The sequence below is a fragment of the Pseudorhodobacter sp. genome (assembly GCF_030452865.1).
GTDB lineage: Bacteria > Pseudomonadota > Alphaproteobacteria > Rhodobacterales > Rhodobacteraceae > Pseudorhodobacter.
Genome location: NZ_JAKDLJ010000239.1, coordinates 1 through 5,624 on the forward strand (window position 1 = coordinate 1; position 5,624 = coordinate 5,624).

At 61.2% G+C, this 5,624-nt stretch carries 3 protein-coding genes; all 3 read left to right on the forward strand.

Annotated elements, in window-relative coordinates; translation table 11 throughout:
* Positions 1 to 4,538: Ig-like domain-containing protein (locus L0H65_RS13325; RefSeq protein WP_301459538.1), on the forward strand; the 4,538-nt coding region annotated here is incomplete at its 5' end.
* Positions 4,531 to 4,827 (forward strand): DUF3467 domain-containing protein, encoded by a 297-nt coding sequence (locus L0H65_RS13330; RefSeq protein WP_301459539.1) that lies wholly within the window; start codon positions 4,531 to 4,533, stop codon positions 4,825 to 4,827. The genes L0H65_RS13325 and L0H65_RS13330, both read left to right, overlap by 8 nt.
* 6 nt (positions 4,828 to 4,833) lie before the next feature.
* Entirely contained in the window at positions 4,834 to 5,619 is a 786-nt protein-coding gene (locus tag L0H65_RS13335; protein WP_301459540.1) for a hypothetical protein, read from the forward strand.
* Positions 5,620 to 5,624 lie beyond the last annotated feature (5 nt).

A 5,624-nucleotide genomic window follows, 5' to 3' on the forward strand; every position in this document is an offset into this window, starting at 1 on the left:
AGGTCATCACCCTGCGCAACACCGAAAAGAAGCCGCTCACCATCATGCTGCACATCGACAAGGGTGATTTCATCACGCTGGTCGGGCAACGGGGAGCGTGGGAGCGGGCGGGGTCACCGATCGGGGCAGCGGGGCTTGATGCCCGCGCGGAATCGGTTTCGCTGACGGTGACTTTGCAGCCCAATGAATTCGCGGAACTCGCGTTGGAGGCGGCGGTGAAACCTGACGCTCTGGCCGCTCTGTTGGGGCCGGACGGGTTTGCGATGCTGACCAGCAAGATGTCGATCAGTTGGAAAGGCGAGGCTGACACGGCCAGCCAGACGCGGCAGGCGAACTTGTTCTACCTGCTGGATGCGGGGGACGGGTCTGTAACCGATGGGCTGCTGGATCTGGCACCAGTGGCCGATGCCGCAGGCACGGCGATTAGTACGCGCGTGATCCGGATTCCGATCCGCGGCGATCTCGCCTCCGATACCGATCTGACGGCGACCCTGCTCAACACCGGCGATTACAACTTCTTCGGTGACGCGAGCAAGGATGGCGCGGCACTCGTCTATAAATTCGATCCGCTATCGCTGGGCGCGGCAGGAGTTGGGCCGAATGAAGTCATCGACACCGGAACACTGGATTTCAACTGGAATGGTCTGAAAATAGGCACCGCCGATCTGCGTGGAACGGTGGTCAAAAGCCAGATCATCAACCTTGACAGGGAAGGGTTGCGCGCGGCCGTGAATGCCCAGCTTGCCGCCCTGACGGATGAAAACACCGATCCCGACAGCGAAGAGGCCCGGTTTGCCGCGAAATTTGCTGGCTTGACCGATCAGCATTGGGCTGCCGTCACGAATTCGATCTACAATACTGTGCTCACAATGCTGGGTTCAAGCGGTGTGACCGATTTCCGGATAAGTCAGGGCGACACTGGTTCTCTTGATCTGATTTTCAAGGATGGGGTCGCACCTTGGGGCGCGCTTGATCCGGATGGGACAGCCAATACCTCGGATGGGTTCCGCAGGCTTGGCCTTGCCAGTTTCGATTTCGCACCATCGGCGGATGGCAACACCGCCGCCCGCACCCTTCTTGGCAAACTGCTCGACAGCGAAGAAAACGCCAAGCTGACCGAAGCACAAAAGCGGTTCTTGCTGGATCAACTGTTCAATCAACGACGGTTCGGCGACCGGGTGGTGTTGGACACCGCCGCCATATTCAACGCACTGAAACCGGCAGCAAGCAAAGCGGATTTTGACGGGATAGAGGCGTTTGCCACATGGACCGCGTGGGCTTATACCCATGAAATCGCCCATACGCTCGGCTTGCCGGATATGTATGACTTTGACCGGCAGACGCGGCTGCCCAATGCCGGTCTGATGGGCGCGCAGGGTGATTTTGTCGTGTCGGCGCCACTGGCGGACATCATCCGCCTCGCCTCCGACAACCCGCAATCCTACGAATATGTCGATGTTGACCGCTTGATCGCTTTCCTTGCCGAAATGCGTGATGCCGGGATGCTGGAGCGGGGGGCCGGGTCGGGCCGCGACTACGCATTCTCGCCCTTTACCGGCTCGGTTCCCTTGGTCGGAACCGGTTGGCGGGTGTTGGGGCAGGTGGAGCAGATCGCGGATGGCTTGCTGTTGACCGAGGCAAACACCGCCCGCACCGCAGCCGTGCGCAGTTTCGTGTTGCCTGCCGATGCCAGACAATTGACCTTCACCCTGCGCACAAAAATGGCAGGGGTGTCCGGTCAGGTGCCGGACGCGTTCGAGGTCGGTTTGCTGAATGCGGTGGGTGAGGCATTCACCGTCGTCAGTGGCTTGTCGAACACCGATGCCGCCTTGAACCTGCAAGCTGGTGGCATGTTGCGGCTGGCCAACGGATTGACCTCTACACTGGTTTCGACGAGCGTGGACGGCTGGCAATCGCGCCAGATCACGGTTGACCTTGCGGCCATCGCGGCCAGTGGGCAGTTAACGCTTTCCTTTGACCTTTTGGGATTTGGGGCGCGGGACGCGCGGGTCGAAATACTCGATCTGGAATTCGACGTGCCGCCGGTTGACAATACGCATCTTCCCGTTGCTCTGGGCGGAGGGAGTGTGACCGGCGATGAAGATACGGCGATCACCATCGACCTGCGCGATTATGTCAATGATGCAGACGGCGATCCAGTATTGCCGGTGATGGACCGTTTCCCCGAACATGGAACGCTGGATGAGATTTCGGCCGGCGTTTACCGCTATACCCCTGCCGAGAATTTTAACGGTGAAGACAGCTTCACCTTTGCCGCGACGGATGGAATCTTCACTTCGCTGCCTGTTTCCTTCGCAATCCGGGTATTGCCGGTCAACGATGCGCCTGTAATCGTCTCGCAGGTGATGGCGTCCGTTGCTGAAGGGCAGAAACTGAGCCTGCAACTGGCCGCTGTCGATGTCGACGGCGACCCCTTGCAATTCACGCTTTCGGATGGGCCGGCTGGGGCTGCGGTGAACGCGACTGGCTTGTTGGAATGGGTCGCAACACAAACCGGGCGGTATGAGTTCCGGGTGACGGTCGCCGATGGTGCAGGCGGCGTTGCATCGCAGGTCTTGCAGGTCACGGTCACCAATCTTGCGCCGACCGTCACCTTGCAACTGCCGCCCCGCGCTGTTCTGGGCGAAGCTGTTTCCGTCAAGATCAGCTTTGCCGATCCCGGCGGCGACCCCGGCCAGATTTCCGTTGACTGGGGCGACGGTACGGTTGAAAGCCTTGCCATTGGCGTTGATCAGCCAAGCCATATCTATGCAGACCCCGGCACCTACCGGATCAAGGTGACCGGCACCGACAGTCACGGCGGAGCAGCCGAGGTTGCCGCAAACCTTCCGGTTCAAACACCGGGCCTGTTTGTTTCCGCGCTGACGGCGGGGCCGTGGGGTGTGAATGTGCGGTTCAATGCCCCGGTCGATATCGGTTTGCCGAACCCCTATCTCTACACTTCCCGCCCCGGCGAGCCCGTGGATATCCTGTTGCTGGATGCGGATGGTCGCCCGGTGAACGGAAGCCTGCTGCCGGACACTGACAATCAGGGCTTTACCCTGATCACCAGTGGCGATGGCTTGCGGCCCGGCACCTATAGGCTGCGCCTGACGGGGGATAATCTTGGCTGGCGCGGGAAGTGGGATTTGCTGTCGAACGGTCCGCAGGGCTACTTTGAGACCAGTTTCGATATTGCGGAATCGCCGGCACAGGTCTTTGTTCAGGAGGCGGTTCAATCGCCCGGCAAGCCGCTTGGCAAGGATGGCGAGGGGTTGGATCTGACGCTTGAGCAGGCGGGCGGTTTGCGCTCTCTCGTGATCGGGCTCAATTGGGACGCAACGGTTCTTGATATCTCTGGTCTCGTCAGTGGGCTGCCCGGTGTCACGGTCCTGCGCGAGGCGTCGGGCAGCGGCACGGCGCGCTTCCGCATCCAGTTTGCGACCAGCCCGCAGGCAGGTCGGCTGCTGCTGGGTCATATTGCAGGGACGATGCGACCGGGGGTTGCCTACGGCGCCCTTGGCCGCCCGCTTGGCGTCATGATAATGGAGATCAATGGCGTAGCGCAGGACATGGCGGTTCAGACCAGAACCGGTGATCAGGCCATGGTTCTGGCGGCGCTTGCGGGCGATGCCAATGGCGACCGGCAACGGGACGAAGCCGATGCTGCGCTGTTTGCTGTGCTGCAAACGCGGCAGATGTTGGGGCTGGAGGCATGGCGTAACATTGACCCCGCGCTTCTGAGCGTTCCGAAAAGCACGGGTGGCGGCGGGTCGGGCGGTGGTGGGTCCGGTAGCGGCGGGATCATTTTCCCGACAACACGGGTGCAAGGCTCCGGTTCCGGTGGCGTTGCAAGCCCTTCGAGCAGCGGGATCTACGGGCCTGCGTCGGCGTTGATCAATGTGGCATTCCGACCCGGCAGTGAAGCGATGGCGTACGGGTCTGGTCCCAATCGCATGATGTACGGCGCGTCAGTGCAGGTTTGCCTTGTTCCCGAAGACAAGGTGGCGACTGCGGAGCGTCTGTCGCAAGCGAAAAAGAGCGGGCTTTGTTTTGCGGGGCAACCGGCGGATCTTGTCGATGAAGATCAGCTTTGGCGTCTGGTCGGGATCACCGGGATGCCATCCGACGCGGATGTGTCCTTGCGGCGGGAGCGGGCCGAAAACGGGAACGTCTGCATCATCGTTGACGGCGACGAGCCGTTTGTCAAAGGCACGACCTTCAACGTCGCGCGGGCACCGCTTCGGGATACTGGCATTGCAAGTGTGGACGAGCACGGCCAAACCCAGCATCGCCGTCTGTGTTTTGAGGTGCTCGACCCGGATATCGAAGTGAAGATGATCGACGAGATCCCGTCCGGCCCTGAAATTGCCGCAGCGGATACCTCAGGGGATGGAGCGACCCTGACGGCGCTGGCCATGTTTGCAACACTTTCGGCAGGTATGCCACAGGTGAAAAGGGTGGGACAGAAGCGGCAGATCAAATTCGCGGCGCTGTTCGATGAAACCAGCCCGGAAGAATGGAGCGTGGATGACTGAGCAGATGCAACCCACGGACACCGGTGCCGCGGAACCGCAAAGGCGCATCCGACTGGATACCAGCCAGATGAAAAGCAGCTATTGCAACGTATGCAACGCAACCTCCACCCGTGAAGAGGTGGTGCTGAACTTTGGTCTGAACCAAAGCTGGGACCGGCCAGAGGGCGATCTGGAGATCGAGATCCAGCATCGCGTGATCATGAGTCCCTTTGCCGCGCAAAAGTTGCGCGAGGTGCTGGAGGAACTGCTCGACAGCTATGAAAAGCGGTACGGACCGCTGAAGGACTGAACCGGTTTGGAAGATGGTGCGCAAGAAACTCCTGCCGCAGCGGTGATCGCGACAACGGCAGACCCTTGGCGCGCATTTCTGGAGCCGCAATCCGCGGCTGAATTTCTGGCAGGCTGGCTGGCGATTGCGGCGGAGCGGCTGGAAAACACGCGCGGTGCGGTGTTGTTCCTGCGCGGCGACGGCGGGCGTTTGGGATTGGCGGCGCATTGGCGAATGCCGGAACCGGATGCGTCGTTCACGACTCTGGCGGAGGCTCTGGCGCGCAGCCCCGAACCGCTGATGAAGCGGGAAGACGGACGCAGCCTGCTCGGCTATCCGGTGGAGGTCGCGGGGGAATTGCAGGCGATTCTGGTTCTGGTGCTGTCAAAGCACCCTGACGGCCCGGCGTTCCGTCGCTTGATGCGGGAATTGCACTGGTCGGGTGGCTGGCTGGAAAACCGGATATGGCAGGGTCAATCCGCGCTTGGGCGCAGACAATCGGCTTCGGCGCAGCTTGTGCTGGACCTGTTGTCCGCCGCGGCGGAGCACCGCCGTTTTGATGGCGCAGCACTGGCGCTGGTGAATGCGGTGCCAGAAGTGACGGGTCTGCATCAGGCAGCAATCGGCATGGTCAGGCGGCGGCGTGTGAGGTTGGAAGCAATCAGCCGGATGGCGAGTTTTTCGCGCCGTTCCGAGCGCGCCCGGATATGGGAAGCAGCGATGGATGAGGCCTATTCCCAGGCGGATATCGTCACGCTCCCGCTGCCGGAAGGCGCAGGCAGCGCGCTAGGGCGTTATTTGTTCGGGTCGTGAACGCG